Raw genomic sequence first — 26,774 nt, forward strand, 5'->3', positions numbered from 1 at the left:
CTGAAGCCGCTGTCGGTTGGATCCGGCCTGCCTGGTTCCCGACGGAATTGCGCCAGTCCCCGACAGGTGGCCACATCGACATCGCTGGCATGTCGCGGGCTGTCCACATAGTGCTTGCCGTCGATCCTGGAAATCGGCTAGGCGCATGGCCTTAAGCCACGCGAGCTCGATGCCGGTTTCTCGCGCGAAACCGGTGAAGCCTTGCACCGCAACACTGGTTTCTTCAAGGTAGGAGCGACGACTGGGCATAGATGTCGTTGCTTGCCGATTTGGCCGGAAGGTTACAGCACGATGCCACTCATGATCAGACGGTTGGGGACCAGGAGTCTGGCGCGCCCGGCGCGGCGTCTCGAAGACCTGACTGCGATGTTTGTCGTGATCGCCACGTCGCTCGTCCTTGGGATCGCGCTCTTGTTGGCTGGTCCGGCACAGGCGCAAGCGCCGGCGACCGTCCCGCCTGAAAGGGTAAAACAGCTATTCGAGCTTCTCGACGATCCGTCAGTGAAGGCCTGGGTGGCCGAACAGCGACATCAGGACGCCCGGCCCGCGGCTGCGCCTGCCGAGGCGGGAGCTTCGCCGGCCGGCGCATCGTCCGACGCGGTGGCCACACCGGGCCAGATGAATACGATGGCATCCTCGACGCTCGATCGGATCAAGCATCATATCGAAAGAATCGTGCGGACTTTGCCCTTGCTGCCAGGCCAGTTCGCGCGCGTTCGGGCAGAGACCATGGACGATATGTCCAGCAAGGGTTCTGCCGGCGTATTCATGCTGATCACGATGTTCATCGCTGCCGGCGTGGCGCTCACCTGGGCAACGTACAGGCTCACCCGTCCGTTTCGTCTTTGGATCATCGCGCAGCCGAAGGAGACGCCCATCGGGCGGGCCAAGAAGATTGGCGGTCGCACGCTTTATTCCAGCCTGCTGATCGTTTCGTTCGCGCTGGGCAGCGCCGGCGCGTTCATGTTGTTCGACTGGCCGATGCTCATCCGCGAGATCGTGCTGACATTTCTGATCGCTGCAGTCGTTACAGCGGCTGTGCGCATGTACGTCGCAGCCATGCTCGTCCCTTCCTTCATGAAAGTCGAGAACGCCGTCGAGGTTCGCGCTTTGCCGGTCACCAACGAAACGGCCGACCATTGGTTCTATTGGCTACCCCGGATCGTCGGCGTCTTCGCCTTCTTCGCCGCGGCGTTTACCCTCCTGCCGGGTCTCGGCATCGATCGGGACGGAATGCTGGTCCTGTCGACGGGCGCCGATTTCGTGCTGCTGTTGCTCTTGCTGCTTGCCATTTGGCGTCGACCACGAACACAGCGAGACGATGCGCAGCCAAGCGGCCACACGGGAGCGACATGGCTATTGACCGCCTATTTCGTCGTTCTGTTCCTGCTGCGCATCGCCGGTCTCAACATATTGTTCTGGTTTACCTTCGCCGCATTCTTCCTGCCTTTGACAGTCGTTCTGACGCAGCGCGGGGTCAATTTCGTCCTGCGGCCGGGTTCGGAAGATGCCGGCCGGCCCACGATCCCGGCGGTGACGATCGCCGTCATCGATCGAGCAGTCCGGATGGTCTTGATCCTGACGGCGGCCTATTTTCTCGCGCGTGTCTGGGGCCTGGACATGCAGTCCATGCGGGACAGCGATACGACGACCACGCTCATATTGCGCGGCTTGATCAATGTCATGGTCATTGCGCTCGCAGCCGATTTCGGCTGGTCGATCATCAAAGCCTTGATCGAACGAAAGCTGGGCATCGAGACGCCGCACGCGGTGACCGACGACGAGGAGGCCCCGATCCTCGATCCGCAGCAGGCGCGGCTGCGCACGCTCTTGCCGATCATCCAGAACATTCTGCTCGCAGTGATCGTCGTGATGGCGGTGCTGATGATGCTCGCCTCAGTGGGTATCGAGATCGGCCCGTTGATCGCCGGCGCCGGCGTCGTTGGCGTCGCCGTGGGATTTGGAGCTCAAACCATAGTCAAGGACGTCATTTCGGGCGTGTTTTTTCTGCTCGACGATGCGTTTCGTGTTGGCGAGTACATTACCTCCGGCCGTTATGTGGGGACGGTGGAGAGCTTTTCGCTGCGCTCGGTGAAGCTGCGCCACCATCGTGGCCCGCTGTTCACGATACCTTTTGGTGAACTCGGAGCCGTCCAGAACCAGAGCCGTGACTGGGTCACCGACAAATTCAACATCACCGTCGGCTACGACACCGATATCGATTTCGCCCGCAGGCTGATCAAGCGGATCGGCCTCGAACTGGCGGAAGATCCCGAATTCAAACAATGGGTGCTCTCGCCGATCAAGATGCAGGGCGTGCAGGAATTCGGCGAGTACGGCATCGTGTTGAGGGTCAAGGTGACGACCAGGCCGGGGGGCGCCTTCAATATGAAACGCAAATTCTATGTACGCCTCCGCCAGGTCTTCAAGGAGCAGGGCATCGAACTCCCATTCCCGACGGTCCACGTCGAGGGGCTGCAGAACCCACATGGGGCAGAGAGCGCGCCGATAGAGATCACACCCGCGTTGAAAACTGCCGTCGCGCAGTCGCACACCACTCGGCGCAGAAGAAAAGCCAGCACAACGGACTAGGAAAGCTTGTGACGCCCGCCGGCCGCAGCGCGACTTTCCGCGCATCGCCAGCGGCAGAGATACTCTTTTATCTTCAACCACTTAAGGCGAAAGAGCACCGTCCCGCCGACAGGCACGGGCGCTTCGCGCGAATGCAGCTCCATGGAGGGTCCGGGTTTCTGATGTCTTGTTCACCACGAAAAGTGAGCCTGGAGTGGAGAGCGCCGGCTGGCCTTTTCGCGCCGCTCGGCGGGTGTGCATAGGACTCGATGAGCCGGCGGATGGTGAGGCGATCTGCGGCTTGTTCGGTAATACAAATTGAAAATTGCGCCCTCATGTTTCAAAACAGGTCGATTGACCCGGTATGGTAACGAAACGTGGGGTCGCCCACGGTCTCAAGGCGAGAGTTTTAAAAGACGTTCAATAATGACCCATCACGTACAAGATGCCCGAATTCTCATGTACAGCCACGACACGTTCGGGCTGGGCCACCTGCAGCGCTGCCGGACGATCGCGCATTCGCTGGTCGAGGATTTCCACGGACTTCAGGTGCTTATCATTTCGGGTGCGCCTATTGCCGGCGCCTTCGACTACCGCGCCCGTGTCGACTTCGTGAAGATCCCCAGCGTCATCAAGTTGCGCAACGGCGAATACACCTCGCTGGAAAAGGATATCGACCTGCATGAGACGCTAAGGATGCGCCAGTCGATCATCCGCCACACCGCCGAGACCTTCCGGCCGGATATATTCATCGTCGACAAGGAACCGCTCGGCCTGCGCGGCGAGATCGAGGACACGCTGTCCTACCTCAAGACTCGGGGCACCACGCTCGTGCTTGGCCTGCGCGAGGTGATGGATGCGCCGCATCTGCTCGAAGCAGAGTGGGCACGCAGGGATGTGATGCGCAAGATAGGCCTGTTCTACGACAAGATCTGGGCCTATGGACCGCCGGATTTCTACGATCCATTGACCGGCCTGGACGTGCCGCCGGGTGTCAGGGCAAAGATGAGGTTCGTCGGCTTCCTGCAACGAAGCCTGCAGCGGAACGAATTGCCCGGCCACCGGCCCGAGGGCGACTATATCCTCGTTACCACCGGTGGCGGCGGCGACGGCGCCGAACTGATCCACGACGTCATCGATGCCTATCAGCAGGATCCGCAATTGCAGCACAGGGCGCTGATCGTGCTTGGGCCTTACATGCCGGCGCGCAAGCGCAACAAGCTGCTCAAGAAGGGGGCCAAGATCCCCTACATCAAGATCATCGAGTTCGACAACCGCATGGAAGACCTGATTGCAGGCGCCAAGGCGGTGGTGGCAATGGGCGGCTACAACACCTATTGCGAGATACTGTCTTTCGACAAGCCGGCGCTGATCGTGCCGCGCGTCGAGCCCCGCGAGGAACAGCTGATCCGCGCTCGGCGCGCAGCCGAACTCGGCCTCGTCGAGATGCTTTTGCCGGAAGAAGCCAAGGATTCCCAGCGCTTTGCCGATGCACTGGCGGCGCTGCCGGACCGGCCCCGCCCATCACAGAGCAATCCGCATCTTACCCTGGAAGGGCTGCCTCATATTTCGGAAATCGTTGCGGAGCTGTTCGACCGGCGGGCCGGCCATCACCTTTCGGTCATCGAAGGAATGAACTGAGTTGCAACGTCGCAAGATCGTCGTGGTTCTGAAGGGGTATCCACGGCTGTCGGAAACCTTCATCGCGCAGGAACTGCTCGGTCTGGAACGTGCGGGGTTCGACCTGATACTCGTCGCGCTCAGGCGGCCGACCGATGCAAAACGCCATCCCGTGCACGACGAGATCAAGGCGCCCGTCCATTATCTGCCGGAGTATCTGCATAAAGAGCCGCTGCGCGTGATCCGCTCGCTGTTTGCTCATCTGCCGCGGCCGGGCTTCTGGCGCGCGCTCGGATCGCTGGCTGCCGATATCCCCCGCGACTTTACGCGCAATCGCGTGCGCCGCTTCGGGCAAGCGCTGGTGCTGGCGGCCGAATGGCCGGAAGGCGCGGGATGGTTGCATGCACATTTCGCGCACACGCCGGCATCGGTGACGCTCTATGTCAGCCTGCTTCGCAGCCTGCCCTGGAGCTGCTCGGCCCATGCCAAGGACATCTGGACATCGGCGGACTGGGATCTGGCCGGCAAGCTTTCCTCGGCGCGCTGGACGGTCACTTGCACGAAGACCGGCTTCGACCGTCTGAAAGAACTCGCCAACGGCAACTCGTCCGTGCATCTGAGCTATCATGGGCTCGACCTTGATCGCTTCGGCAGTTTCGGCGAGGCGCGAAAACAGCACGACGGCTCGGCTCCGGACGAACCGGTTATCGTTCTGAGCGTCGGGCGCGCCGTCGAAAAGAAAGGCTACGACACCTTGCTGGAGGCGCTTGCCCTCTTGCCTGGCGACTTGGCGTGGCGTTTCGAGCATATCGGCGGCGGCGAGGAACTGGAACGGCTCAAGGCGCTGGCGCGAAAGCTCGGACTGGACGGGCGCGTCTCCTGGAAAGGCGCGCTTGCGCAGGAGGACGTGCTTGAGCACTACCGCCGCGCCGACATCTTCGCCCTGGCCTGCAGGATCACCGCAAATGGCGACCGGGACGGTCTGCCGAATGTTCTGGTGGAGGCGGCGAGCCAGCGGCTTGCCTGCGTGTCGACCGATATTTCCGGCGTGCCGGAGCTTTTATCGCCGGATGAAACCGGGCTGCTGGTTCCGACGGAGAACCCGATCGCCCTCGCCCAGGCGCTGGAGCGCCTGATCCGTGATCCCGTGCTGCGCGCCCGCCTCGGCGACGCCGCAGAGCGGCGCGTGCGCGGCAATTTCGATCATTTGACAAGCATTGGACAGCTCAAGGAACTGTTCGAGCGCGAGTGGCGGGTCGCCGATTGAAGCGGCTGCGCGCCTTCCTCTATGTCCAGCACCTGCTCGGTATCGGCCATCTCGCGCGCTCCAGCCGCATCGCAGCCGCTTTGGTCGATGACGGATTCGACGTTACCGTCGTGACCGGGGGAGCGCCGATCGCGGGGTTTCCGGGACCGGGGGTAAAATCTGTAGCCCTGCCGCCTGCCACTTCCGGTGACGAAGGATTTTCCGGACTTGTCGACCTGCAGGGCAAACCCATCGATGACGATTTCAGGAAACGGCGTTCGGAGATGCTGCTGGACGCATTCCGGGATTGCAGGCCTGATATCGTCATCGTCGAGGCGTTTCCGTTTGGACGCCGCCAGATGCGTTTCGAACTCTTGCCGCTGATCGAAGCCATCGAAGCGACGTCACCCAGGCCGCTGCTGGCGACGTCCGTCCGCGATATCCTTCAGGAGCGCGTCAAGCCGGGCCGAAACGAGGAAACGGTCGAACTCGTCAACAGGCATTTCGACCTTGTCATGGTCCACGGCGATCCTGCTTTCGCAACCATCGACAAGACATTTCCGTTGGCCGGGGCGATCAGGGCCGAGGTCGCCTACACGGGGCTCGTTGCGGCGCCGCCACCGCCGGCGGCCTCCGAGCGCTTCGACATCCTGGTGTCGGTTGGCGGCGGGGCTGCCGGAAAGAGCCTTGTCAGCTCCGCCATCGCAGCCGCGGGGAATGCCGGCAACGGTTGGAAATGGTGTTTGATCACCGGCCCAAACCTGCCGAAAGACGAGTTTGACGCGATCGCTCGCGATGCCCCGCCCGGCCTGTCAATCTTCCGGTTCCGCGAGGATTTCGCCGGCCTGCTGACCGGAGCCCGCCTGTCGGTCTCGCAGGCGGGTTACAACACGGTCTGCGATGTCCTGCGCGCGGGTTGTCGCTCCCTGCTCGTTCCATTTGCGGCCGGCGGGGAGACCGAACAAACGGTTCGCGCCCTGATGCTCGAAGAACTCGGTCTTGCAACGGTGCTGAAGGAAAAGCACCTGACGCCTGAAGCTTTGGCGCAAGCGATCGAACAGGCGCTTGCAAGACCGACGCCATCCGCGCATCGTCTCGATCTGGAAGGCGCGCATCACTCGGCGCAAATCCTGCGCGAGCGGTATCGAACCTGGTCCCAAAAATCCTGACGCGGGTCGCGTCGGGGTTAGATTGGCGCAACGCGCTTCAAACAGTTCCAATCAGCATGAAGCGCGTATAATTCTTTGTCGGCAGCTCGCCGGAGAACCTGATCTCCCGCAGCGCCGCCATGGCTTCGAAGGCTGCCAGTGAAGCCACGCAGTTGATGTGCGTCGGCTCGCTGAAATAGTCGTTCGATTGCAGCAGCACAGTCGTGCCCCGCGGAAGCAGGGCAAGCCAGGCGCTGAGATCGGCTATGTGTTCGCAGCTCGTATTGACGATCAGGTCGGACCGCCCGGCCGCATAGTCGAGCGCGTACATATCCGCCGTCAGCGCCCGGAACCGGTCGCCGGCATCCCGGTTGAGGGTCAGGGCGACCGGCGCGACTTCGGGATCGATATCGATGCTATCGACCGCTGCGACTTCGAAGCGGGCGTCGTTGAAAAGCATTGCCGGCAAAACGCCGTACCATCCACCCAGAACCCATATGCGCCCGAACCGGCCGCCGCAGCTTTCGAACAGCTTGTCGAGCGCCCACATCTTGCAGGCGACCTGCTTGTGGTTGAAGGCGTTGGCGATGTCGGCCTGCGGATGCTTGGCGATGACGCGCGCCAGCCCTGCCACGAGCGGGTGGTTGACATAGGCGGCAATTCCCCGCGTGAGGTCCAGGGCCTGGTCGTGCCCGTCCAGGCCGGCATTGCGTGGCTGCGTGACATCCATCATATTCGCCTTGTATGTTGGGATTTCGGGCGACACAACGCAATCTTTGCCCTCGCAAAGCCGCCTCGCAGGCTTCGAACATGTCGCCGGCGATGATTGCCGATACGCTGTCCGCTGGCAGATGCTTTTGCTTTGTTCTTTGAACTGAAGGACCCACAGTCGCATATGGAACCCAGCCTAGCCCGCTATATCTGGAGGCACACCAGAAAGCAGCAGATCTGGATATTGATGATCGTCCTACTGTCGATGATCCCCTATTTCATGTCCTTCGACCTGCCGAAACTGATCGTCAACGGCCCGATCCAGGGCAGGGGCTTCGAGCAACCGGGCTCGACCCAGCCATTCATGAGGTTGCACTATGACCTGCCGTTCATCGGCGAGGTCCTGTTGTTCTCCGGTTTTCAGCTCGGCCGCAAGGCAACGCTGCTTGCCCTGAGCATTGTGTTCCTCTTGCTGGTCGTCATCAACGGTCTGTTCAAACTCTACATCAACACCTACAAGGGCCGCCTCGGCGAGCGCATGCTGCGCCGTATCCGCTTCGATCTGGTCGATCGTGTGCTGCGGTTTCCGCCTATTTACTTCAAGCGGGTGAAATCCGCCGAAGTGGCGACCATGGTGAAGGACGAGGTGGAGCCGCTGGGCGGCTTCATCGGCGATGCCTTCCTGCAGCCGGTGCTGCTCGGCGGCCAGGCGCTGACGGCCATGCTGTTTATCATGGTCCAGAACGTCTGGCTCGGAATGATAGCGGTCGTGATCGTGGTGATCCAGATCGTGCTCATCCCGCGAATGCGGCGGCGGCTGCTCGTGCTCGGGCGCCAACGGCAGTTGACAGCGCGCGCGCTTTCGGGCCGGGTTGGCGAAATCGTCGACGGCATAGGCGCGGTTCACGTCCACGATACGTCAAACTACGAGCGAGCCGACATAGCATCCCGGCTCGGGCTCATCTTCAAGATCCGCTTCGATCTTTACCAATGGAAATTCATGGTAAAGTTCCTCAACAATTTTCTCGCGCAGCTCACGCCCTTTCTGTTCTACATGATTGGCGGGTACCTGGTTATCGGAGGACGGCTGGACGTCGGCCAGCTCGTGGCGGTGATCGGCGCCTACAAGGACCTGCCCGGACCGATGAAAGAACTGATCGACTGGGATCAGGATCGGCAGGATGTTCAAGTCAAATATCAGCAGGTCGTTGAACAGTTCACCGTCGAGGGTCTCATTGCGCCGGGAATCGCAGCGCTGACCGTCGACAATCCCGGTCCGATGACCGACCCCCTCTCAGCGATCGGTCTGTCCATAGCAGACGATGGCGGCGCAATGCTCCTCGACCGTATCTCCCTGCAGGTCAAGCCGGGTGAGACGGTTGCGCTGGTCAGCACCGCAACAGGCGGAGCGGAGGCGCTTGCCGAAGCCTTCGCGCGGCTGAGCTGGCCGAGCAGTGGAAAGGTCACTTCGGGCGCCGATGACCTGCTTGAACTCCCCGAAGCGGTGACCGGCCGGCGCATGTCCTACGCCTCGTCGGATGTTTTCCTATTCCAGGCAAGCCTCCGCGATAATCTGCTCTACGGCTTGAAGCATGCGCCGCTGACATCAGTGCCTTATGACGGCGCAGCGGCAGACCAGCAGCGTTGGAACATCGAAGAGGCGCGCCGGTCGGGCAATCCGGATCTCGATGTCCACAGCGACTGGGTCGACTATGCTTCCGCCGGCGCTACCGGCCCGCACGACCTCTTTGAAGCCGTGCGCCAGGTCCTCGACGCGGTTCTTCTGTCGCGCGACATTCTGGATCTTGGCTTGCGCTCTTCGGCCGACCTCACGCGTCACACGAAACTTGCCGGGCGGATCGTCGAACTCCGTGCGGCGCTGCGAACCCGGCTGGAAAAAGAAGGGCTGAGCGGGCTGGTGGTTCCTTTCGAACCGGGCGCCTACAACAAGGAAGCGGCGATCGGCCAGAACCTGCTCTTCGGCGCCGCCGCCGGCCCCGAACTGGCCGACAGGGCTCTGGCGGCCAATCCTTATTTCGCGTCGGTGCTGAAGCAAGCCGGCCTCGATCGCACGCTCTACGAAATGGGCATGGATATCGCCGAACAAGCGATCGAGCTGTTTGCCGACCTGCCGCCCGATCACCCTTTCTTCCAGCAACTCGCCTTCATGAGCGCCGAGGAGATACCAGCTTACGAAACCTTGCTGCAACGGCTCAAGAACCGTCCCTACGAGACGGTCTCGGAGAACGACCGCGCCATGATCGTCACCTTGAGCTTTGCCTATATCGAGCCCCGGCATCGCTTCGGCCTGCTGAGCGACGAATTGATGAACAAGATAGTCGCCGCACGCAACCAGTTCTATGAAGACCTGCCGCCCGAGCTGCAAAACGCGGTCGAACGCTACGATCCTGCCAAATACATTGCCGCGGCTACGGTCATGGACAATGTCCTGTTCGGGCGTCTGGGCAGCAACCATCCCGACGCGCCGGACCGCATACGCTCCATCGTCTATGACATTCTTGATGAACTGGGGCTTTATGCCGAACTGCTGGATGTCGGTTTGGACTTCAACGTCGGTGCCGGCGGCAGGCGGTTGACCGGTGGACAGCGACAGAAGCTCGATGTTGCCCGGGCCCTGCTCAAGCGTCCCGATTTTCTCATTCTCAACCGGCCGCTGTCGGCGCTCGACCAGCGCGTGCAGGACAAGGTGCTGCAAAACGTGCTCGAGGAAGCCAGACGCGACGGCCGTTCGCCGGCAATTGTGTGGGTCGTGACCAATCCGGCAATGGCGATGATGTTCGATCGCGTTATCGTCTTCGACTCGGGTCGCTTGGTGGAAGACGGACCACACGAGACACTTTTGGCAGGGAACAGTACTTTCAAGGAACTGCTCTCATAGGGCGTTGGAAATTCAGATAGGATCATTCTGCCGGTGGGAACTTGCTGCAGCATCAAGGATTGAAGTTCCAGCCGGTCGGGCTCGCCACCTTTCGCGTGGCTCGTTTCGCCATCCGGAAACAGATTTATTCCATCCGGGTGTCGGTTGTTCTAGTCTCGCAGGCGTGAATTTAGGGAAGGTTTGCGACAATGCTGCTCAAGGATGAGGTTGGAATGCTGCAACGCGTTCCCTTGTTCTCCGGCATAGAGCCGGCAAAGCTCAAGCTGCTTGCGTTCACGTCCGATCGCGTGAGCTACAGCGCGGGCGAGATCCTTTTCCGGCAGGGCGACGAGGGAGACGCCGCCTATGTCATCCTTTCAGGCAAGGCGGATATTCTGGTCGATTCCGACAGCGGACCGATAAAAGTTGCCGAACTGCTGCCAAATTCGATCGTTGGCGAGATCGCCATATTGTGCAACAGCTCCCGCACGGCCAGCGTCAGAGCCGCAAGTCCGCTGGAAGCCTTGAGAATCCGCAAGGATCATCTCCTGAGGCTTATGAGGGAGTTCCCGGAAATGACCATCGAGATGGTGCGGGTCCTCGCCGATCGCCTAAGCCATACGACCGCGGATCTGATCGACGCACGGAGCGCCAAGTAACCAGTGACGCGCGCTTGATCCTAGCCGTTGTGATGGAACTGGCTGCCACGGGCGACTGGACTGCGAAGGGGTAGCATGGACGACGACGTTTTTCTGGTCAGGTTTTGGGGCGTGCGCGGCAGCATTTCGGTATCGGGGCCAGAATTCTCCCGCTATGGCGGCAACACAATCTGCATTGAGATGCGATGCGGCAAACATACGCTTCTGTTCGACGCGGGCTCCGGCCTACGGCCTGCGGGCCACGCGCTTCGGGCGTCGGGCGTGACCGATTTCGACCTGTTTTTCACCCATTGCCATTACGATCACATCATCGGGTTCCCGGCTTTTACGCCGATCTATGATCGGAGCGTCAAGGTGACGCTTTGGTCCGGGCATCTTGCAGGACGCATGACGACCCAGCAGATGATCGATGAGTTCATGCGGCCGCCATGGTTTCCGGTGAGGCTCGATATCTGCAAGGCAAGGCTCGACTGCCGCGATTTCGTATCCGGAGACGTGCTTCGGCCGCGTGAGGGGGTGGTGGTGCGAACCGGCAGTCTTATTCATCCGGGCGGCTGCGTGGGCTACCGGGTCGAATGGGGCGGCCGCGTCGTGGCGGTGATCACAGACACCGAGCACGAACCGGACCTGCTTGACCAGACGGTGCTCGGCCTGATCGAAGATGCCGATCTCGTCATTTACGATTGCACCTACACCGAGGAGGAGATGGAACGCCGCCGCGGTAACGGGCACTCGACATGGCAAGAGGGCGTCAAGCTCTGTGAGACGGCCGGTGCGCGAGGGCTTGCGCTGTTCCACCACGATCCGTCTCGCACCGACGACCAGCTGGACGAGATCGAGAAAATGGCCAAAGACAGGTTTGCCGGCGCTTTTGCCGCGCGGGATGGCCAGACGCTCGAATTTCCAGTCTCATTGCGCAAAAAGGGCTGAGCGGTTTTCCTGTTTTGACGCAATTCCGGACGGAAAACCGTTTCACACTTTTCTTGGAATTGCTCAGAGCGGTCCACCGTTTCACGGAAACGGCAAACCGCTCTATCTCCTTGTTTTGACGCAATTCCGGACGGAAAACCGTTTCACACTTTTCCTGGAATTGCTTTAGCGGCGCTGCGCTCGATCAACGTTGTGACAGGAAGCCATGCGCAGGCTTCGGTCTGCGCGGTGACTGTGAACAGCCGTTCAAGGAAAAGCCAGGCCGATTCATCGTGCACGAGATGGTGGGTGAGCAGGCCGACCGGTTCGCCGCCGTCGAATGCATGCTGCAATTGCGCGACGATAGCCTGAACCAACAGGCCATGATCGCGGCATCCGCGCGTGCCATGCCAATCCATGATGTCGACATTACTGTTGATGACCGCCAGCGGAGCCGGCTTCGGCGGTCCATAGACCGACAATGCCGCAAATCCGATCGATCCAAGGTCGGGTACCAAGCCGGCGTCGATCCTGTTCCAGGGCGGCACCAGCATCGGAACGGCACGTGCGCCGTGCAGGCCGATCACACGCGACAGCCCGCGAGCCAGATCATCGAGCACCGCCTGGCGTGGCCGATGCGGGCCAAGCTCCTGCTTCTTCTGGCCCCCGGGCGCATGATTCCGGTGCGCCCAGCCATGGATGGCGACCGTGGCTTGCGGCGCCTCGTCGAGCCGCGCGGCAAGCGTCTCATCAGTCGGGGCCGGAATGACGGCCAGCGTGACCGGTACCGCGAATTCACCGGTGTGGCCGAGCAGCCGATCAAGCGCAGGCGTCGGAGCCACGGCGTCATCGTCGCGCAGCCAGAACTCCGCCTTACGCCCCGCCCGTCGTCGGCGCGCCAACTCTTCCACCAGGGGTTGCCAGATCCGATCGGATGTCATGAAACCGGGATCTTCGCAAGAAGCTCGGCCAGACGCACCGCCGCAGCACCGAGAGAACGTTCTTCGAAGATGAAACGTCTGGCTTCCGCAGCCATGGCGGTTCTTTCGTCGTTACGGACCAGAAGCCTTTCAATGGCGGAAGCGAACGCCGCCACATCGCCCGGCGGGGTGAGAAACCCGGCCTGGCCATTCCGCACGACCTCCGGCACGCCGGCGATGTCCTGGGCCACCACCGGAAGGCCGGCGGCCTGTGCTTCGAGATAGGCAATGCCATAGGCCTCGCCGAAACCCGGCCAGACGTAGATTCCCCCGCTGTAGAGGACATCCGGCACGGCGGCTGGCTCGATCGCGCCGAGCCATTCGATACGCTCGGCGGGCAAGCCGGCGAATTGCGCCTTGACCTCGTCACGGGCCGGCCCGTCCCCGACGATCGACATCGTCCAGGACAGGTGGGCGATCGAACCGAGCGCCTGCGCCAGCATGCGATAGCTTTCGAGTTTGTCGCCTGGGCGCATCATGGCGACGGTGACGAGGCGCGTCCGACAACTCCGTGCCGGCGTTTCCCGGAATGCCGATGTGTCGATGAAGGGCGAAAGCATGCCGAAAGCGGCGTCGGGTATCGCGCCTGCCAATCCCTGGCGATCCCTTTGCGTGAAGCAGATGTTCAGCGCCGCCTGCTCGACGGCTCGCGCCACCAGCGCTTGCGTGTCGGCCCACAAGCCGGCGTTGCGCCGCCTCGAATAGGAGGCTTCCGCTGTCACATAGGGAACGGCAAAGGCCGACGCCAGCTCGGGCCCGATCAGGTCGGGCGCCTTGTAGTAGGGATGATAGGAGAACCAGAGATCGGGCTTGCCGTCACGATCCCAAAGCCGTGTCAGCCGCGCGACTTCCTTTTGGGCCTCGATCCTGAGCGCATCGAAACTTTCCGGCTCCTGTTGGCGTAGATAGAAGCGCAATTCGGAGGCCAGTTCGACGCTGTGCCCTCCGCGCTCCAGCGCCTTGATCAGCGCCCGTGCCATCTGGCGGTCGCCGGAGGCAACGGGGTCATTGGGTGACTTCAGCGGCGCATAGAAGGCAATTCGCATCGCCGGAACCTATCATCGGAAGGCCGGCGCAAGTCAATTTCGAAGCATGATCGACTTCACCTGCAAGCAGTGGGAATGTGCTATCTGATGCTCATGGAAACAGCTATCGCGTCCGACCCGTTTGTCGCTTCCCTGCCGGTCTTCGCAAAGTTCGAAAGCGTTGCCGATATCGACAACTATCGACCTCTCCCCGACGGCTGGGCGCTGGCCACCGCCGACATCGTCGGCTCGACCAAGGCGATCGAGGCCGGGCGCTATAAAACCGTCAATATGGCCGGCGCCAGCGTCATTTCGGCGCTGCTCAATGCGCTTGGTCGGCAAGATCTTCCTTTTGTCTTCGGCGGCGACGGCGCGCTCGTGGCGTTCCCCGGCTCGGCGCTGGAGATCACCCGCAACGCGCTGGCGGCCGTCCAGAGATGGGTGGCGGACGAACTGGACCTGACCTTGCGCGCCGCAATCGTGCCGATAAAGGACATAAGAGCGCAAGGCCTCGACGTTCGCGTGGCGAGGTTCCAGGCCTCCGAAGCGGTCTTTTATGCCATGTTCGCCGGCGGTGGCGGCAGTTGGGCGGAAGCCGAGATGAAAGCGGGGCGCTACCGCATCGATCCCGCGCCGGCCGGCGCGCGGCCGGACCTGACCGGCCTCTCCTGCCGCTGGAACCCTATCGAAGCCCGGCATGGCGAAATCGTCTCGATCATCGCCATACCGCGGGCTTCGCGCGACTTGCGCGGTTTCCAGTTGCTGGTTTCCGACATCATCGCCCTTGCCGGCAGGCAGGAGCGCGACGGTCACCCGGTGCCGGCGAGCGGGCCGAGCTACAGTCTGCTGCCCGCCGGTCTCGATATCGAGGCGCGGGCCGTGGCGCCGGTCGGACGGCGGTGGCTGGCGAAGCTGTGGGTGGTGTTCCTGATGACGCTTACGGCTGTCACCGATCGATTTGGCTGGACGATCGGCAGGTTCGATCCGAAGATCTACAAACGCGACGTGGCCAGCAATTCGGACTTCCGCAAGTTCGACGACGGCTTGAAGATGACCATCGACGTCGAGGCGGATGTGTTGCAACGGATCGAGAGCCGGCTGAAACAGGCGGAAGAAGCGGGCATCTGCAGCTATGGCCTGCACCGCCAGAAATCGGCCCTGATGACATGCCTGGTCGCCTCGCCGCTGCAGCGAGATCACCTTCATTTCATCGATGGCGCGGCCGGCGGCTACGCGATGGCCGCCGCAAGCCTGAAGGCGAAGGCGGCAATCTGACGACGACCGGCCCGAGAGACGCCGGTGAAGGCTAGGGCAATTCCCGGAAAAGTTTGAGCGGTTTTCCGTCCGGAATTGCGTAAAAACAAGGAGATAGGGCGTTTCTCCGTTTCCGTGAAACGGTGAAACGCGCTACGGCGTCCGAGCCGGCGAATTTTTGCCCGATGTCAGGATGGTGATTGCACTTAGCAAGCAGCCTCTCCACATAACGCCGCAGAGAATAGATGCAGTCGCGCCTGCTCCCCGGCCGCAAGGACAGTCATCCGGGAACCTCTTCGCCGCTTTTGCCGTCGGAGCCGGCCCCGTTGCCGTCGGGAATCCTAGCTTTGGGTCGTTGGCGCACTGTGTTATGGCGGATCAAAGGACGATGGCTCCGTCTTCGACGGGTTTCGGGATAGCATGAGCGCAGCGCAAGCAGAAATTTCCACCATTCTCATGGACAAGGTCGCCGATTGGCTGAACCAATCGGCGCTGGCGGGCCACGACCTTGAGACATTGATAAAAGGCTTTTGCGAACGGCTGGCTGCTGCCGGCCTGCCGCTGAAGCGGGTGCATCTGAGCTTTTCGATGCTTCATCCGCTCTATGATGCGCTTGGCTTCACCTGGTTTCGCGGCGAGGGCCTGGAAGTGGAAAGCTTCCGCAGCAAGCCCGGCGTGCCGTCCGACAGGTTCCTCACCAGCCCATACTACCATCTGCTCAGCAACAAGCTCGACCATCTGCGCCGCCGGCTCGACCCGTCGATGCCGTCGGAGTTTCCTGTTTTCGACGACCTCAGGCTCATGGGCGTCACCGACTACATGGCTTTCGTCCTGCCCTTCAGCGGCAACACCAGTCAGGGCATGATGGGGTCCTGGTCGACAGACAGCGCTGGCGGTTTCAGCGACAGCATGATCTCGGCGCTGCTGCGCATCCAAAGCCATCTCGCTATCGCGACCAAGATGGCGGTGCTTACCAAGCTCGCCGACAACATGATGACCACCTATCTCGGCGGCGACGCCGGCAAGCGCGTGCTTGACGGTCAGATCAAGCGCGGCGAGGGAGATACTATCCGGGCCGCACTGGTGATGGGCGACATGCGCGGGTCCTCAAAGCTTGCCGAAACCTCCGGCCGCGAAATCTATATCGATACGCTCAACCAGTTTTTCGACGCCGTTGCTGCACCTTTCAATCGCAAAGGCGGGCAGATCATGAGTTTCATCGGTGACGGCTTCATCGCCGTCTACCCTTGCGAAAGGCATCGCTCGCAGTCCGAGATAGCCTGCCAGGCTGCCCTTGCGGCCGCGCACAAGGCCACGGCGCGCATGATGGATCTCAATCTGCGCAGAAAGGAAAAGGGCCTGTTCGATATAAAATTCGGTCTCGGCCTCCATGTCGGCAATGTGATGTTCGGCAATGTCGGGCTTACCGACCGACTGACATTCTCTGTCTTCGGCTCGGCTGTAAACGAGGTCCAGCGCCTCCAGACCCTGACCAAGAAATATCCGCACAGCGTTCTCGCCAGCAAGGACTTCGCCAGCTATTGCGGCGCCAACAGCTGGCTGACGCTCGGCAACGAGGAACTGGTTGGCATCAAGCAGAAGCTGACGGTGCTTTCACCCGATCTGTCGGGCGCTCTCGCGCTCGATGAAGACGGCGCGCTGGAGCCGATTCACGGCCGGATGTCGGACGCCGAGCAGGTCATGCTGCTTCATCGCGATGCCGCGCGGATATCGGCGGGCGACCCAAGCAAGATCCAATAACCGCTACGATCTGATCCCCACGCCTTTGGGCAGACAGTGCGGCCACCGGGTCCGCCTGCCGACGACCGTTTCGAATCCAAGTTGCTCTGGGCTGGCAATGCGCTAGTCTCGCTTTCTGGGACCCGCCAGAGTGGGGCTGGTGTGAGCATGAATTCGAGTGTTGATCTGCTGCGAATCGAAGATGTTGGCATCTCCTTTGCCATTATCGGGGGACCGTTGCATGCCGTCAGGCGCGCAAATCTTCGCGTCCTGCCCGGCAAGGTTACCGCGCTTGTGGGCGAGTCGGGTTCGGGAAAATCGGTTCTCAGCCAGGCAGTGATGGGCATCTTGCCCAACACGGCCCGTGTTCGCGGCCGTGTCCTGTTTTCCGATCCTGAAAAGCCCGGCATGACGCAGGACATCCTGCAGATGCCGCGTGATGGACCCGAGATCCGGGCGTTGAGAGGCAGCCGGATCGGCAAGATCTTTCAGGAGCCGATGACATCGCTGTCGCCGCTGCACACGATCGGCAACCAGGTCAGCGAATCGCTGCAGATCCATACGCCCATGACCCGGGCGGAGCGCATGGCGCGGACCGAGGAAATGCTCGGCCTTGTCGGCTTTCCCAATCCCAAGCGCGCCTATGACATGTATCCCTTCGAACTTTCGGGAGGGTTGCGCCAGCGCGCCATGATCGCCATGGCGCTTATCTGCCGGCCCGCCCTGTTGATCGCCGACGAGCCGACGACGGCGTTGGACGTCACTATCCAGGCGCAAATCCTGCAATTGCTGCGCGGGCTTCAGACCAAGCTGAACATGGCGATGCTGCTGATCACGCACGACCTGGGCGTGGTCGCCAATGTCGCCGACGAGGTGGTGGTCATGTACCATGGCGAGATCATGGAAGCGGGACCTGTCGAGGCGATATTCCGCCGGCCAGGCCACCCTTACCTCAAGGGCCTGATGGCAGCCGTTCCGCATTTCGACCTGAAGCCCGGCGAAAGGCTGAAGGCGCTTCGCGAGGTGCCGGTGAATGTCGGGAGCCTGCTCGGCAAGCAGACGGCGCCGGCATCGAAGGGGCCGGACGACATCCTGCTGTCGGTCAGGGATCTGAAAAAGACCTTCACCATCCGCAAGTCCGGATGGTTCGGCGGGAATCATCAAACCACTGTTCGCGCCGTGGACGGCGTGAGCTTCGATATCCGGCGGGGTGAGTGCCTCGGTCTGGTCGGCGAAAGCGGCTCCGGTAAAACCACCGTCAGCAAGATCCTGATGCGGGCCGTCACCCCCAGCGGGGGATCCGTGATCTTCAACGGCCGCGATGGACCGATCGACGTCCTGGAAGGCGAGGGAGACACCCTGCGCACGCTGCGCGCGAAAATCCAGATGGTTTTCCAGGATCCGGTCTCGTCGCTTTCCCCTCGGATGACGGTGGAGAACATCTTGAGCGAGCCGCTGGAAATCCATCAGCGTGGCAATGCCGCGTCCCGACTTGCCACGGTCAAGAGCCTGATGCAGGCAATCGGACTCGATCCGCGCTTCATCAAGCGTTATCCGCACAGTTTCTCCGGCGGGCAGCGTCAGCGTATCGGCATTGCGCGCGCATTGGCGCTGGGACCTGAACTCCTGATCTGCGACGAACCGGTTTCGGCGCTCGATGTCTCCGTCCAGGCGCAGATCCTCAACCTTCTGAAGGACCTGCAGAAGGAACTGGGGCTGACCTACCTGTTCATATCCCACAACCTGGCGGTGGTGGACTACATGGCGGACCGCATCGCGGTGATGTGCGGCGGGCGTATCGTCGAGCTTGCGCCGCGCGAAATCCTGCTCAGGAAGCCGATCCACCCCTACACGCGCTCGCTGGTCGCCGCGGTGCCTTTCCCGGATCTCGACAGGCCGATGGATTTCAAGACGCTGAAGCTCAGCGGCGCTTCCGACACCAGCGCATGGGGACCGCAATTCCGCGACGAGGGCGAGGAGGATACGCTGTCGCCGCTCGATCTTGGCGGCGGCCACCTTGTGCTGGCCCGACGTTCGGCCGATGTCAGCGAGTTGCGCCATTGATCAGCCGACGCACCGTCCTTGGACTCCTGGCTTCGGCATTTGTGCCGGGCACGTTGCGCGCCGGCGATCTGGAGCCGGAATTTCTTCAGCCGCTGCTGATAGCCAAGGCGCTGCCGCCACTCGCCGAACGCTTGCCCAAGAGCCCGCGCGTGTTGAATCTCGCCGCGATGGGCCGGCAGCCCGGCCAGTATGGCGGCACGCTGCGCACGATCATCGGCAGCCAGAAAGATATCCGGCTGATGACGATCTATGGCTATGCCCGCCTGGTCGGCTATGACGAAAAGCTTAACCTGCAACCCGACATTCTCGAAAGCTTCGACGTCGCGGACGATCGCGTCTTCACCTTCAAGATACGGGAAGGACATAAATGGTCCGACGGCAGCCTGCTGACGCCGGAGGATTTTCGCTATTGCTGGGAAGATGTCTGGCTGAACGAGGAGCTTTCGCAAGGCGGGCTCGCCCCTGCCCTGCTGGCGGACGGCAAGCCGCCAAGCTTCGAGATCGTCGATCCGTTGACGGTGCGCTACAGCTGGGACGCGCCCAATCCCGACTTCCTGCCCAAGCTCGCTGCCGCTTCGCCGCTATCGCTTGTCCTGCCGGCGGCCTATCTCAAGCAGTTCCACAAGAAATACCAGGATCCATTCCGGCTCGCCGGCCTGATGGAGGAGAACAGGGCTAAGAAATGGACGCTCCTGCATATCCGCATGTCGCGGCAGTATCGCCCGGAGAACCCGGAACTGCCGACGCTCGATCCCTGGCAGAACCGGACCAAGCCGCCGGCTGAGCAGTTCATCTTCGAGCGCAACCCGTTCTTTCATCGAATAGACGAGAATGGCCGGCAACTGCCCTATGTCGACCGGTTTGTCATGAATGTCAGCTCGTCGGCGATCATTTCCGCCAAGACCGGTGCAGGCGAGAGCGACCTGCAATGCATGGGAATCGACTTTTCCGACTACTCCTTCCTGAAGGACGCAGAGAAGCGCTACCCGGTGAAGATGCATCTGTGGAAACGCACACAGGGTTCGCGGCTGGCGCTGCTGCCCAATCTGAATTGTGCCGACCAGGTGTGGCGTGGCCTTCTTCGCGACGTGCGCGTGCGCCGCGCGCTTTCGCTCGCCGTGGACAGGCGCGAGATCAATTTGGCCGTGTTCTACGGATTGGCTCAGGAAAGTGCCGATACGGTTCTGCCGGAGAGCTCGCTCTACCGGCCGGAATTCGCGAAGGCCTGGGTCGCCCATGATCCCGACCGGGCCAATGCCCTGCTCGACGAGGTCGGGCTTCAGAGGCGTGACGATGACGGCCTGCGGATCCTTCCCGATGGACGCCCGGCGCAGGTCATCGTGGAAACGGCCGGCGAAAGCACGCTGGAAACCGACGCGCTCGAGCTCATCACCGATCATTGGCGCCAGATCGGCATCGCCCTGTTCATCCGGACTTCGCAGCGCGACATCTTCCGCAGCCGCGCACTTGGCGGCCAGATCATGATGTCGATGTGGTCGGGCATCGACAATGGCGTGCCGACCGCCGACATGAACCCGTACCAATTGGCCCCCACCATCGACGACCAGCTGCAATGGCCGTTATGGGGCGCTCACTACTTGTCTCATGGCACGCTCGGCGAGGCGCCGGACCTGCCGCCCGTGGTCGAGCTGATGGCTTTGCTCAAACGCTGGAACGCATCGACCAACGCCGCGGAGCGCGCCGAAATCTGGAATTCAATGCTGTCGATCTACACCGATCAGGTGTTTTCGATCGGCACGGTGAACGGAACGTATCAGCCGGTTCTGGCGTCCTCGCGGCTGCGCAATCTGCCTGACAAGGCGCTCTACGGCTACGACCCGACCTCCTATTTCGGCGTCTATATGCCGGACACATTCTGGCTTGGAGAGTCCTGAGCGTGCTTCGATATATCGCCTGGCGCATCACCGTGATGGTTCCAACGCTGCTGATCATATCGGCGCTGGTGTTCACGATCATCGAACTTCCCCCAGGCGACTATTTCGACAGCTATGTCGCCGAGCTTCGGGCTCAGGGCGAAGCGGTGGATTCAGATCGCATCGTGATGATGCGCAAGGAGTATGGTTTCGACAAACCACCGGTCATTCGCTACTTCTACTGGGTCGGCGGGATGCTGCACGGCGATTTCGGCTATTCCTTCGAATATGAGCTGCCGGTTCGCAACGTCATCGGGGACCGAATGTGGCTGACCGTGCTGGTTTCCTTCGTCACGATCATCTTCACCTGGCTCATCGCCTTTCCGATCGGCATGTACTCCGCCACGCATCAATACAGCTGGGGCGACTACGGCCTGACTTTCCTCGGCCTTCTCGGCCTTGCCATTCCGAACTTCATGCTGGCGCTGATCCTGATGTATTTCGCCAATATCTGGTTCGGTACGTCCATCGGCCATCTCATGGACCAGCAATATCTCGGCGAACCGATGAGCTGGGCCAAGGCGAAGTCGATCCTCGCCCATCTCTGGATCCCGGTCTTGATCATCGGCACCGGGGGCACGGCAAGCATGATCCGGCGGCTGCGCGCCAATCTGCTCGATGAGCTTCACAAGCAATATGTCGTGACCGCGCGCGCCAAAGGCCTGCATCCCTTCAAGGCGCTGGTCAAATATCCGCTGCGCATGGCGCTCAATTTCTTCATTTCAGACATCGGCTCCATCCTGCCGGCCATCATCTCCGGCGCCGAGATCACCGCGATCGTGCTGTCCTTGGAGACGACCGGGCCGATGCTGATCCAGGCGCTGCAAAGCCAGGACATGTATCTGGCAGGGTCGTTCCTGATGTTTCTCGCCTTCCTGACGGTCATCGGCGTCCTGATTTCCGACCTGGCGCTGGCGCTGCTTGATCCGCGAATTCGTTTGCAAGGCGGCAGCACCAAATGAACACGCAATCGCCGCTGCCCGCTCCGGGTGCCCCACTGCAACACTACGTTTCCATCGCGCCATTCGACCTGCAGTCGGTCGAGGCGATGACGCCGGAGCAGTCGAAGGTCTTCCAGGCATCGCAATTGCGGCTGATGTGGTGGAAATTCCGACGGCACCGGCTTGCCCTCATATCCGGCATATTCCTGGCAGCGCTTTATCTCGCGATACTGATCTGCGAGTTCCTGGCGCCCTACAATCTGCACACGCGCAACATGGACTACATCTATGCGCCGCCGCAGCAGGTGCACCTGTTCGACAACGGCCAGTTCGTCGGGCCGTTCGTCTATGGCCGCCGGATGACGCTGGACATGGACACGCTCAAGCGGAACTACATCGACAGAAAGGACGATGTTCAGCGGATCCGTTTCTTCTGCAAGGGCGACAGCTACCGGTTCTGGGGCCTGATCGAAGGTGACATGCATCTTGTCTGCCCTGCCGAAAACGGCCAGCTCTTCCTGGCCGGCACCGACCGGCTGGGACGCGATGTGTTCTCGCGCGTCATCTATGGCGCGCGCATTTCACTGACGATCGGTCTCGTCGGCATCGCTTTCAGTTTTCTGCTCGGCATAGTCATCGGCGGACTGGCCGGCTACCACGGCGGTATCTTCGACCTGATCGTTCAACGGATAATCGAAGTCCTGCAATCGATCCCCAGCATTCCGCTATGGCTGGCCCTGGCGGCGATCATGCCGATAACCTGGAGTCCGATCCTGATCTATTTCGGCATCACCGTCATCCTCGGCCTGCTCGACTGGACCGGACTGGCGCGGGCCGTGCGTTCGAAGCTTCTGGCCTTGCGCGAGGAGGACTACGTTCTGGCCGCGCAACTGATGGGCGCCAGCAGCGGCCGCATTATCCGGCGGCACCTCATTCCCGGCTTCATGTCGCATCTGATCGCGACGGCGACGATCTCCATACCCGGGATGATCCTGGGCGAGACGGCGCTGAGCTTCCTCGGGCTTGGCCTGAGGGCGCCGATAACCAGCTGGGGCATCCTGCTCACCGAGGCGCGTAGCGTCAGCGTGATCGCGTTCTATCCATGGCTGCTTTTGCCGATCCTCCCCGTCATTCTCGTCATCCTGGCCTTCAACTTCCTCGGCGACGGCTTGCGGGACGCCGCAGACCCCTACAAGTGATACCGCCGTTCCGCCGCGCGCCCGGCTGCGCGCTCGGCCCGGCATGATCCCAGCCGGGCCGATCCGCTCTATCTCTTTGTTTTGACGCAATTCCGGATGGAAAACCGTTCACACTTTTCCTGGAATTGCTCTATATGCGGCGAAGGCTCGATCGGGGTCCAACAAGTCGCCCTCGGGTTTCACCCGCGAACCGTTCCGGTCGCGGGCATTGCCGATCCCTTGAGCTGGTTCAGGACACAAACGCATATGTCTCGCCTCGAGAGTTTCATCCGCAGGCTGACCGCACAGCGCGACATTCTCGATCAGGTCTGCGTGGAGGTGGCCAAGATCGAAGGCCCCGTGATCGAGCTCGGCCTCGGCAACGGCCGAACGTTCCATCATCTGCGCGAGCGCCTGCCCGGACGGCGGATCGTGGCGTTCGATCGCGCATTGGCCGCGCACTCCAGCTCGATTCCCGAACCTGAAAACCTCGTGCTCGGCGAGATACGCGAGACGGCGAGACGGTTCATTGGCATCGAGGCCGCTCTTGTCCATGCCGACATCGGCACCGGCTATGAAGATCGCGACGCGGTGACCTCCACCTGGCTCCCCGACCTGACCGCGCGCCTCCTTCGCGTCGGCGGCATCGCGGTCAGCGGCACGCCGCTCGATCACCCGCAGTTGCAACGCCTCCCGCTGCCGCCTTCGGTGCCCGCCGATCGCTATTTTGTCTGCAGGCGCGTGTGAGAGCCGACCCAAGTGTTCAGGGGATCGTGTAGACCGCTATCTCTCGCTCGATGCCGCGCAGCGAGACCTCGTGCGGCACGGGCGTCAGCGCGTTCCTGTGCAACAGATCGGCGGTGAGATTGTCCTCGACGACCGCACGCGTGGCGAAGATCGCCTGTGCGGTAGCGAGGTTCTGGACCCGCGAAGCAATGTTGACCGTCTGGCCGAAATAATCCTGCCGCTCGTTCATGGACACGGCGATGCAGGGGCCGGCATGGACCCCGATCTTGAGCAGCAGATCCTCGCGCCCGCTCTTGTCGTTGAGCGCACGCATGGCTTCGCGCATCCTGAGGGCTGCGGCAATCGCACGATCAGGCGTCGCGAAGGTCGCCATCACCGCATCACCGATCGTCTTCACCACCGCGCCTGCCTCCGCCGCGACGATCTCGTGCAGAACCTGGAAATGCTCGCGCACGAGATCGAAGGCCGAAAGGTCGCCCACCCGTTCGTAAAGCGCGGTCGATCCGCGCAGGTCGGTGAACAGGAATGTCAGGCTGGTGATCTTCAGGCGCTGGTTGATGTCGAGCGTATCCGTGCGATAGAGATCGCGGAACGTCTGGTTGGTGAGCAGGCGCTTGGCGGTGACGAAGGGCCGGCGTTTGCCCAGGAAATCATGCAATGCCTGGCCGGCGATGAAGACCGTCGGCAGCACGCGGGTGTCGGTCCTGTTTTCCAGCGAAATGCGCAACGGGCCGGGTTGCATCTCCAGCGTCTGGCTCTGGACATGCTCGCGGTCGAAGACCAGTGAGAGGCTGCGGCGCTCCTTTGTCGGCTCGCCCTTCACGTCGATGAACTGCGCCGAATGGGTGACCGGCTCGAAGACGATGACGAATTCGGACGGAAGCTGTATTGGCAGAACCGCCTTTTCACCGGGCGCAAGCTCGATATCCTCCAGCGAGAACGCTTCCATCGTCTTCGCGAAATCCCCATCCTGCAGATCGACGCCGGACGCCCAGTAGATCTGGCGGAAATACTCCACCATCGGCAGTTCATGCGGATTGTGGGCGGCAATCCTGCGCATGCGGGGACTGACGGTGAATGTCACTTCGACCATCTCATCGAGGGTCGGCGAATAGCCCGAGGAGCACAGCGCGCAGGTGTACTCGTCCTTCTGCAGGGTTTTCAGCGTGGCGTTGGTGTCGAGCACGCCGCCGCAGCCGGGACACAGAACATTCCAGGAAATGTCGAAGATGCCGACCCGCGCCGCATGGAGAAAGGCGCCTATGGCGCGCTCCTCGTCGAGACCATGCTTGCCGGCGAAGGCCAGCGCATTGATGCGGCAGAGTTCGTGGTCCTCGCCTTCCGCGATGATTCGCCTGATCGCGTCGACTGCCAGTGGATCGACACCGGCCGATTGCCGCAGAAGCGAGAACAGATCCTGAGCTTCGTTCATCGTGCAGGCTCCGGAAAATGCGCCCAGTGGCGTGTTGACCGGACCGCGCTGGTCCGAGTGCTCCATTTTACTTCGAAACGGACCGTAGGGCGATTCGAATAGACAAGCCTAGTGACAGCCAATTCCATTCGGCCGATTTTCACCGGCCGCAAGCGGCACTATGATGGTCCACGGGCATTCATCTTTGGGGCTCTCTCCCATGCCGACATCCGACAATCCGCCATTTCCCCCGACCCTGCGCCTTTTCTCTCTGGCGGTCATTATCGTCCTGATCGTGGGTGCCGGCCTGTTTTTCGCGCCCGTGCTGGTCAAGCCGCGCTGGCCCTGGGCCGTCACGCCGTTCAATGCCCGCTTCCTCGGCGGCTTCTACACCGCCGAGATGGTCGTGATGGCGGCGCTGCTGTTGTGGAATCGCTGGTCGCCCGGCAGGCTCGTGCTCGTCATGGCGTTCATCTTCACCGTCATCGTGTCGGCGGCTTCGTTCATCAATCTCGGCTATTTCAACTTCGAGCGCAAAGCGCCCTGGCTCTGGTTTTTGGTCTATCTTGCCTCGGCCGCGGTATCGGGGCTGTTCCTGTGGCGGACCAGGGCCCTTCCTTCCGCAAAAGGCGTGACCTTAAACCCCTCATGGCGCGGCTACCTGCCGGTGGAATCGGCAATCCTTGGACTTTATGGCGTCGGCCTGTTGCTGTTTCCGCTGACATTCAGCGGCATCTGGCCGTGGCCGGTCGATGCCTTCCACGCTCAGGTCTACAGCGCCATCTTCCTCGCCGGTGCGGGCGGCACATATCTCGTCTGGGCAAGCGCGCCGCGCGAGGAACTGCTGGTGCTCGGCCTGGCGCAGTTCCTGGTCGGCCTGCTCGCCATCCTTGGCCTCGCCATCACCGACGCTGCGGTGCACCGGATCGACTGGACGGCGGCCGGGACTTTGTGCTGGCTCGCCCTTTTCGGCTGGATCGGCATCAGCGGCGCCTTCAAACTCTACGCCGCCTCCCGGTATTTTGGCTCGCGAGCGGCACCATAGGGTGCAGAGACGGCTGGATTTTCAGGTGACGTCCGGTGCATCGTGCCGGACCTATTGTCTTAGAGCATTTCACTTGTTTCAAAGGAAATGGCGAACTGCTCTATCTCTTTGTTCTGACGCAATTCCGGGCGGAAAACCGCTCACACTTTTCCTGGAATTGCTCCAACCGGGAACGCCATGACCAGCACGACCTCGCCATCCGCCAAGAAAATCCAGCCGCAGCTCCGATCCGTCCGGCCAAGCGATGCGGAGGCGCTTTGCGCCATCTTCAACATGCCAGGTTTCCGCTGGGGCACGTTCAGGATGCCCTTCGAGATGGTGGAGCAGGTGGAGCGACGCATCGCCAAGTCCGGTCAGGAGACCACCTGGATCGTTGCGGACCTGGATGGCAAGGTCGTCGGCCATGGCCGCCTGGAGGTGCAGGGTTCGCCGCGCCGTTCGCATATCGGCGAGGTCAATATCGGCATTGATGATGCCTTTGTCGGCAAGGGCATCGGTTCTGCCATACTTGGCGCGCTGCTCGACGTGGCCGACAACTGGCGGGCCCTGAAGCGGGTCGAACTGACCGTCTATGCCGACAACGAACCGGCCATCCGTCTCTACACAAGCCACGGCTTCGAGGTCGAAGGTCGGCATGTGAAGGCCGGTTTTACCGACGGGCAGTACCGCGACCTCCTCAGCATGGCCCGGCTGCGGTTCTAGGGATCGACCGT

General features: G+C 61.6%; 20 protein-coding genes. 16 read left to right on the forward strand and 4 right to left on the reverse strand.

Features of this window, described 5'->3' with window-relative positions:
• Positions 1 to 366: 366 nt before the first annotated feature.
• The 4 genes from EJ067_RS09725 (at position 367) to EJ067_RS09740 (ending at position 6,606) form a co-directional block, all read left to right on the forward strand.
• Positions 367 to 2,592: a mechanosensitive ion channel family protein gene (locus tag EJ067_RS09725; protein ID WP_126089572.1), complete on the forward strand. Its 2,226-nt coding sequence runs from the start codon at positions 367 to 369 to the stop codon at positions 2,590 to 2,592.
• A gap of 405 nt (positions 2,593 to 2,997) precedes the next feature.
• Positions 2,998 to 4,212, forward strand: a complete 1,215-nt coding sequence (locus tag EJ067_RS09730; RefSeq protein WP_126085737.1) for a glycosyltransferase family protein — start codon at positions 2,998 to 3,000, stop codon at positions 4,210 to 4,212.
• 1 nt (position 4,213) lies between these two features.
• Positions 4,214 to 5,458 (forward strand): glycosyltransferase, encoded by a 1,245-nt coding sequence (locus EJ067_RS09735; RefSeq protein ID WP_126085738.1) that lies wholly within the window; start codon positions 4,214 to 4,216, stop codon positions 5,456 to 5,458.
• The gene (locus EJ067_RS09740; protein WP_126085739.1) at positions 5,455 to 6,606 is read left to right on the forward strand and encodes a glycosyltransferase family protein; all 1,152 of its coding nucleotides are present in this window, start codon (positions 5,455 to 5,457) and stop codon (positions 6,604 to 6,606) included. The genes EJ067_RS09735 and EJ067_RS09740 overlap by 4 nt, the downstream gene beginning before the upstream one ends.
• A 37-nt stretch (positions 6,607 to 6,643) precedes the next feature.
• On the opposite strand, the gene EJ067_RS09745 is transcribed toward EJ067_RS09740, so the two are convergent.
• Positions 6,644 to 7,315 (reverse strand): class I SAM-dependent methyltransferase, encoded by a 672-nt coding sequence (locus EJ067_RS09745; RefSeq protein WP_126085740.1) that lies wholly within the window; start codon positions 7,313 to 7,315, stop codon positions 6,644 to 6,646.
• Between the two features lie 165 nt (positions 7,316 to 7,480).
• On the opposite strand from EJ067_RS09745, the gene EJ067_RS09750 reads away from it, so the two are divergent.
• The 3 genes from EJ067_RS09750 to EJ067_RS09760 all read left to right on the forward strand — a co-directional run bounded on the left by EJ067_RS09750 (position 7,481) and on the right by EJ067_RS09760 (position 11,763).
• Positions 7,481 to 10,195, forward strand: coding sequence for an ABC transporter ATP-binding protein (locus EJ067_RS09750; protein ID WP_126085741.1), 2,715 nt, complete (start codon positions 7,481 to 7,483; stop codon positions 10,193 to 10,195).
• Between the two features lie 188 nt (positions 10,196 to 10,383).
• A complete protein-coding gene (locus tag EJ067_RS09755) occupies positions 10,384 to 10,833 on the forward strand; it encodes a cyclic nucleotide-binding domain-containing protein (RefSeq protein WP_126085742.1) in 450 nt (149 codons plus the stop codon).
• 75 nt (positions 10,834 to 10,908) lie between these two features.
• Entirely contained in the window at positions 10,909 to 11,763 is an 855-nt protein-coding gene (locus tag EJ067_RS09760; RefSeq protein WP_126085743.1) for an MBL fold metallo-hydrolase, read from the forward strand.
• A 143-nt stretch (positions 11,764 to 11,906) separates the two neighbouring features.
• Here the strand turns inward: EJ067_RS09760 and EJ067_RS09765 are convergent, their stop codons facing one another.
• On the reverse strand, positions 11,907 to 12,683 hold the full coding sequence (locus tag EJ067_RS09765; RefSeq protein ID WP_126085744.1) for a polysaccharide deacetylase family protein: 777 nt from the start codon (positions 12,681 to 12,683) through the stop codon (positions 11,907 to 11,909).
• On the reverse strand, positions 12,680 to 13,768 hold the full coding sequence (locus EJ067_RS09770; RefSeq protein ID WP_126085745.1) for a glycosyltransferase family 4 protein: 1,089 nt from the start codon (positions 13,766 to 13,768) through the stop codon (positions 12,680 to 12,682). The genes EJ067_RS09765 and EJ067_RS09770 overlap by 4 nt, the downstream gene beginning before the upstream one ends.
• 75 nt (positions 13,769 to 13,843) lie before the next feature.
• On the opposite strand from EJ067_RS09770, the gene EJ067_RS09775 reads away from it, so the two are divergent.
• The 7 genes from EJ067_RS09775 to EJ067_RS09805 all read left to right on the forward strand — a co-directional run bounded on the left by EJ067_RS09775 (position 13,844) and on the right by EJ067_RS09805 (position 23,605).
• Positions 13,844 to 15,022: a DUF3095 domain-containing protein gene (locus tag EJ067_RS09775; protein ID WP_126085746.1), complete on the forward strand. Its 1,179-nt coding sequence runs from the start codon at positions 13,844 to 13,846 to the stop codon at positions 15,020 to 15,022.
• A 399-nt stretch (positions 15,023 to 15,421) separates the two neighbouring features.
• On the forward strand, positions 15,422 to 16,762 hold the full coding sequence (locus EJ067_RS09780) for an adenylate/guanylate cyclase domain-containing protein (RefSeq protein ID WP_126085747.1): 1,341 nt from the start codon (positions 15,422 to 15,424) through the stop codon (positions 16,760 to 16,762).
• 147 nt (positions 16,763 to 16,909) lie between these two features.
• Complete coding sequence (locus tag EJ067_RS09785; protein WP_126085748.1) at positions 16,910 to 18,805, forward strand: ABC transporter ATP-binding protein; 1,896 nt, start codon at positions 16,910 to 16,912, stop codon at positions 18,803 to 18,805.
• Positions 18,802 to 20,700: an ABC transporter substrate-binding protein gene (locus tag EJ067_RS09790; RefSeq protein WP_126085749.1), complete on the forward strand. Its 1,899-nt coding sequence runs from the start codon at positions 18,802 to 18,804 to the stop codon at positions 20,698 to 20,700. The genes EJ067_RS09785 and EJ067_RS09790 overlap by 4 nt, the downstream gene beginning before the upstream one ends.
• A 2-nt stretch (positions 20,701 to 20,702) precedes the next feature.
• Entirely contained in the window at positions 20,703 to 21,701 is a 999-nt protein-coding gene (locus tag EJ067_RS09795; protein ID WP_126085750.1) for an ABC transporter permease, read from the forward strand.
• Positions 21,698 to 22,879 (forward strand): ABC transporter permease, encoded by a 1,182-nt coding sequence (locus tag EJ067_RS09800; protein ID WP_126085751.1) that lies wholly within the window; start codon positions 21,698 to 21,700, stop codon positions 22,877 to 22,879. The genes EJ067_RS09795 and EJ067_RS09800 overlap by 4 nt, the downstream gene beginning before the upstream one ends.
• Before the next feature lie 246 nt (positions 22,880 to 23,125).
• Positions 23,126 to 23,605 carry a class I SAM-dependent methyltransferase gene (locus EJ067_RS09805; RefSeq protein ID WP_126085752.1) on the forward strand — a complete coding sequence of 160 codons (480 nt, stop codon included), beginning with the start codon at positions 23,126 to 23,128 and terminating at the stop codon, positions 23,603 to 23,605.
• Between the two features lie 16 nt (positions 23,606 to 23,621).
• Here EJ067_RS09805 and EJ067_RS09810 read toward each other — a convergent pair whose 3' ends face one another.
• Positions 23,622 to 25,037: an adenylate/guanylate cyclase domain-containing protein gene (locus EJ067_RS09810; protein ID WP_126085753.1), complete on the reverse strand. Its 1,416-nt coding sequence runs from the start codon at positions 25,035 to 25,037 to the stop codon at positions 23,622 to 23,624.
• 199 nt (positions 25,038 to 25,236) lie between these two features.
• Between EJ067_RS09810 and EJ067_RS09815 the strand changes: the two genes are divergently transcribed.
• A complete protein-coding gene (locus EJ067_RS09815) occupies positions 25,237 to 26,061 on the forward strand; it encodes a hypothetical protein (protein ID WP_126085754.1) in 825 nt (274 codons plus the stop codon).
• A 177-nt stretch (positions 26,062 to 26,238) separates the two neighbouring features.
• Positions 26,239 to 26,763, forward strand: a complete 525-nt coding sequence (locus tag EJ067_RS09820; protein WP_126085755.1) for a GNAT family N-acetyltransferase — start codon at positions 26,239 to 26,241, stop codon at positions 26,761 to 26,763.
• The last annotated feature ends 11 nt before the right edge of the window (positions 26,764 to 26,774 follow it).

The organism is Mesorhizobium sp. M1D.F.Ca.ET.043.01.1.1, from assembly GCF_003952385.1.
Taxonomy (GTDB): Bacteria; Pseudomonadota; Alphaproteobacteria; order Rhizobiales; family Rhizobiaceae; genus Mesorhizobium.

Excerpts from the sequence above, each read along its gene's own strand:
- EJ067_RS09750 (WP_126085741.1), top strand. The coding sequence starts at position 7,481 with ATGGAACCCAGCCTAGCCCGCTATATCTGGAGGCACACCAGAAAGCAG.
- EJ067_RS09745 (WP_126085740.1), bottom strand. The coding sequence starts at position 7,315 with ATGGATGTCACGCAGCCACGCAATGCCGGCCTGGACGGGCACGACCAG.
- EJ067_RS09820 (WP_126085755.1), top strand. The coding sequence starts at position 26,239 with ATGACCAGCACGACCTCGCCATCCGCCAAGAAAATCCAGCCGCAGCTC.
- EJ067_RS09730 (WP_126085737.1), top strand. The coding sequence starts at position 2,998 with ATGACCCATCACGTACAAGATGCCCGAATTCTCATGTACAGCCACGAC.
- EJ067_RS09800 (WP_126085751.1), top strand. The coding sequence starts at position 21,698 with ATGAACACGCAATCGCCGCTGCCCGCTCCGGGTGCCCCACTGCAACAC.
- EJ067_RS09755 (WP_126085742.1), top strand. The coding sequence starts at position 10,384 with ATGCTGCTCAAGGATGAGGTTGGAATGCTGCAACGCGTTCCCTTGTTC.
- EJ067_RS09810 (WP_126085753.1), bottom strand. The coding sequence starts at position 25,037 with ATGAACGAAGCTCAGGATCTGTTCTCGCTTCTGCGGCAATCGGCCGGT.
- EJ067_RS09815 (WP_126085754.1), top strand. The coding sequence starts at position 25,237 with ATGCCGACATCCGACAATCCGCCATTTCCCCCGACCCTGCGCCTTTTC.
- EJ067_RS09725 (WP_126089572.1), top strand. The coding sequence starts at position 367 with ATGTTTGTCGTGATCGCCACGTCGCTCGTCCTTGGGATCGCGCTCTTG.
- EJ067_RS09805 (WP_126085752.1), top strand. The coding sequence starts at position 23,126 with ATGTCTCGCCTCGAGAGTTTCATCCGCAGGCTGACCGCACAGCGCGAC.
- EJ067_RS09765 (WP_126085744.1), bottom strand. The coding sequence starts at position 12,683 with ATGACATCCGATCGGATCTGGCAACCCCTGGTGGAAGAGTTGGCGCGC.
- EJ067_RS09780 (WP_126085747.1), top strand. The coding sequence starts at position 15,422 with ATGAGCGCAGCGCAAGCAGAAATTTCCACCATTCTCATGGACAAGGTC.
- EJ067_RS09760 (WP_126085743.1), top strand. The coding sequence starts at position 10,909 with ATGGACGACGACGTTTTTCTGGTCAGGTTTTGGGGCGTGCGCGGCAGC.
- EJ067_RS09775 (WP_126085746.1), top strand. The coding sequence starts at position 13,844 with ATGTGCTATCTGATGCTCATGGAAACAGCTATCGCGTCCGACCCGTTT.
- EJ067_RS09785 (WP_126085748.1), top strand. The coding sequence starts at position 16,910 with ATGAATTCGAGTGTTGATCTGCTGCGAATCGAAGATGTTGGCATCTCC.
- EJ067_RS09770 (WP_126085745.1), bottom strand. The coding sequence starts at position 13,768 with ATGCGAATTGCCTTCTATGCGCCGCTGAAGTCACCCAATGACCCCGTT.